Raw genomic sequence first — 3,488 nt, forward strand, 5'->3', positions numbered from 1 at the left:
ACCAGGCCACGCTGTCCAAGGACAACGACCACGCGACCCTCCAGGTCAAGGGCATCGACAAGTCGACCTGCTTCGGCCAGATCGACATGTACGGCAACAACACGGTCTACGACGGCAAGAGCGGCGCAGGTTCGCGTCGTCGAAGTTCGCGAGGCGGTTCGCGGTGGCGCGGACCTCGCGGCGCATCCGCCGCTCCTCCCACGCCAGCACCGACTCGTGCGCCCCGAGCCGCGTCAGCAGCGCGCCGATCGCGTCGCCGTCGCGGACCACGACCCGGTCGACCCCACGGACCTCACGGGCCTTCGCCGGGATCTGGAGCCGGCGCGCCGCGCCGACCAGCGCGAGCGCGGCCTCGGGCCCGGGGCAGGTGACCTCCAGGGAGGAGGAGCGCCCGGGCTCCGTCAGCGAGCCGTGCGCGAGGAACGCGCCCCGCCACGCGGCCTCCGCGTCGCAGGTCGCCCCCGAGACGACCTGCGGGGGCAGGCCGCGGATGGGCCGGCCGCGGCCGTCCACCAGGCCCGTCTGCCGGGCCAGCTGATCGCCGCCCGTGATCACCCGGACGACGTAACGGCTGCCGCGGCGCAGTCCGCCCGGCGCCATCACGACCAGCTCCGAGTTGTGCCCGAAGATCTCCAGGATGTCCTTGCGCAGGCGCCGCGCCGCGATGCTGGTGTCGAGCTCCGCCTCGATCACGATGCGGCCGCTGACCAGGTGCAGCCCGCCCGCGAACCGGAGGATCGCCGAGACCTCGGCCTTCCTGCAGCACGTCCGGGTGACCGGGAGCCGAGCGATCTCGTCCTTCACCGCTGGCGTCATCGCCATGGGCCGATCCTTCCATGCATGCGAAAAATACGGTCGTACGCGGCGGCCAGCAGCTCCGGGTCGTGTGTCGCGGAGCTGTCGTGCGCGGCGACCGGGGCCAGCTCGACGGCGGCACCGAAGCGTTTCGCTGCCTCGGCGAGGGAATCGCTGTCGGGTACGGCGGCCCGGTCGGCCAGAACCACGTCCAGGGCGAGTTTAGGGGCGTGTCGCGCCAAAACCTCCAAATGACGCTGCGGTGAGAAGCCTTCTGTTTCGCCCGGTTGCGGTGCCAGGTTCAGTGAGAGCACCCGGCGCGCCCTGGTCTCCACCAGGGCCGTCAGCAGTTCGGGCACGAGCAGGTGGGGTATGACCGAACTGAACCAGGACCCGGGTCCGAGAACCACCCAGTCGGCGTCCATCACGGCCCGGACGGCCTCCGGGACGGCGGGCGGGTCGGGGGGCACGAGGTGGACGGACTGGACCTCGCCGCGCGTGAGCGCGACCGTCGCCTGGCCCCGCACGGTCTCCACGTCGTCCGGGCGCGCCGGGTCGTGGCCGCGCACCAGGGCCTGGAGCTCCAGCGGCACCGCCGACATCGGCAGCACGCGGCCGTGCGCGCCGAGGAGCTTGCCGACGAGGTCGAGCGCCTTGACGTGGTCGCCGAGCTGCTCCCACAGGGCGACGATCAGGAGGTTGCCGACGGCGTGGTCGTGCAGGTCGCCCTGGGACTCGAAGCGGTGCTGGATGACGTGCGACCACGTCTGGCCCCACTCGTCGTCGCCGCACAGCGCGGCGAGCGCCTTGCGCAGGTCGCCGGGCGGGAGCACGCCGAGCTCCTCGCGCAGCCGGCCGCTGGAGCCGCCGTCGTCGGCCACCGTGACGACCGCGGTGAGGTCGCCGGTGATGCGGCGCAGCGAGGTGAGCGAGGCGGACAGGCCGTGGCCGCCGCCGAGGGCGACGACCTTGGGCTGCGCGCCGCGCGGGCCGCGGGCGGAGGGCGCGGGGGTGCCGGTGCGCAGCCTGCGGAGTCTGAACGTGCGGCCGGTCACTCGCGCCCCAGGTCGCGGTGGACGGTGACCGTCTCGATGCCGGCGCCGGCGAGGCGGGCCGCCAGCCGCTCGGACATGGCGACCGAGCGGTGCTTGCCGCCCGTGCAGCCGATGGCGATGGTCACGTAGCGCTTGCCCTCGCGGCGGTAGCCCGTGGCAACCAGTTCCAGGAGTTCCGTGTAGCGGTCCAGGAACTCCTTCGCGCCGGGCTGGTTGAACACGTAGCCGGCGACCTCCTCGTTGAGCCCGGTGAACGGGCGCAGCTCGGGCACCCAGTGCGGGTTGGGCAGGAAGCGGCAGTCCGCGACGAGGTCGGCGTCGACCGGGAGCCCGTACTTGTAGCCGAACGACATGACCGTGGCCCGCAGTTCGGGCTCCTCCTCGCCGGCGAACCCGGCGTCGAGCTTGGCGCGCAGCTCGTGCACGTTCAGGCTGGAGGTGTCGATGACGAGGTCGGCGTCACCGCGCAGCTCGCGCAGCAGGTCCCGCTCGGCGACGATCCCGTCGAGCGTGCGGCCGTCGCCCTGGAGGGGGTGCGGGCGCCGTACCGACTCGAAGCGGCGCACCAGCGCGTCGTCGGAGGACTCCAGGAAGACGATCCTGCGCGTGACGCCCTTGGCGTCCAGGTCGGCGAGCGACTCGCGCAGATTGTCGAAGAAGCGCCGTCCCCGCACGTCGACGACGACGGCGATGCGCGCCACGTTGCCCTGGGAGCGGGCGCCGAGTTCGACCATCGTCGGGATCAGCGCGGGCGGAAGGTTGTCGACGACGAACCAGCCGAGGTCCTCCAGGCACTTGGCCGCGGTGCTGCGGCCCGCCCCGGACATGCCGGAGATGATCACCAGCTCGGGGATGCCGGGTTCGTGTCCGGCCGCGTCGGCCGGGAGGGCCTCGCCGCCTGAGCCGCTCGTGTACGTGCCGCCCGTGCTCATGTGCCCCGCTCCGTCCCGGTCGTGCTCGGTGTGCCGGTCGTCCTCAGTCATGCCCGCCGTCCCCGCTGTCCCGGCCGTCTTCCATGATCTCTCCTGTGGCCGTGTTCACGGCCGGCGCGGCCGGGGCCGTCTTCGCGAGGGCCACGACCACGGCCTCGGCCGTCTTGCGGCCGAAGCCGGGAACCTCGCAGATCTGCTCGATTGTGGCCTGCCGGAGCTTCTTCACCGAGCCGAAATGCCTGACGAGTATCTGTTTCCTCGCGTCGCCGAGGCCGGGGACGTCGTCCAGCGGTCCCGACCTGATGCGCTTGGCCCGCTTGGCGCGCTGGTAGGTGATGGCGAAGCGGTGGGCCTCGTCGCGCACGCGCTGGAGCAGGTAGAGGCCCTCGCTGGAGCGCGGGAGGACGACCGGGTCCGCGTCGTCGGGCAGCCAGACCTCCTCCAGCCGCTTGGCGAGGCCGCACACGGCGACGTCGTCGATGCCCAGTTCGTCGAGGGCCCTCTTGGCCGCCGCGACCTGCGGCTGCCCGCCGTCCACGACGACGAGCTGGGGCGGGTACGCGAACCGCTTGGGCCGCCCGTCGTCGTCCTTGAGCCCGCCCGGGTCGGCGGGGTCGAGGTCGGCGGGATCCGTGGGGTCCGCGCCGGGCGAGGTGCCGGCGGCGGGCGCGGACCGCGGCGCCGGGGCGCGGGAGTCCTCCGGGGC

General features: G+C 73.1%; 3 protein-coding genes and 1 pseudogene. All 4 read right to left on the minus strand.

Annotated elements, in window-relative coordinates; genetic code table 11:
- Nucleotides 1-111: 111 nt before the first annotated feature.
- Nucleotides 112-822: pseudogene (whiA, locus tag L1885_RS25665) on the minus strand (DNA-binding protein WhiA); the annotation flags it as partial.
- Nucleotides 813-1,850 carry a gluconeogenesis factor YvcK family protein gene (locus L1885_RS25670; protein WP_372482026.1) on the minus strand — a complete coding sequence of 346 codons (1,038 nt, stop codon included), beginning with the start codon at nt 1,848-1,850 and terminating at the stop codon, nt 813-815. The gene L1885_RS25670 and the pseudogene whiA, both read right to left, overlap by 10 nt.
- Nucleotides 1,847-2,833 (minus strand): RNase adapter RapZ, encoded by a 987-nt coding sequence (rapZ, locus tag L1885_RS25675; protein WP_235799550.1) that lies wholly within the window; start codon nt 2,831-2,833, stop codon nt 1,847-1,849. The genes L1885_RS25670 and rapZ overlap by 4 nt, the downstream gene beginning before the upstream one ends.
- Nucleotides 2,826-3,488 (minus strand): helix-hairpin-helix domain-containing protein (locus L1885_RS25680; RefSeq protein ID WP_235799551.1); only part of this gene is annotated, 663 nt, incomplete at its 5' end. The genes rapZ and L1885_RS25680, both read right to left, overlap by 8 nt.

It is taken from the genome of Streptomyces fuscigenes (genome assembly GCF_021556455.1).
Lineage (GTDB): Bacteria > Actinomycetota > Actinomycetes > Streptomycetales > Streptomycetaceae > Streptomyces > Streptomyces fuscigenes.

Excerpts from the sequence above, each read along its gene's own strand:
- rapZ (WP_235799550.1), bottom strand. The coding sequence starts at position 2,833 with ATGACTGAGGACGACCGGCACACCGAGCACGACCGGGACGGAGCGGGG.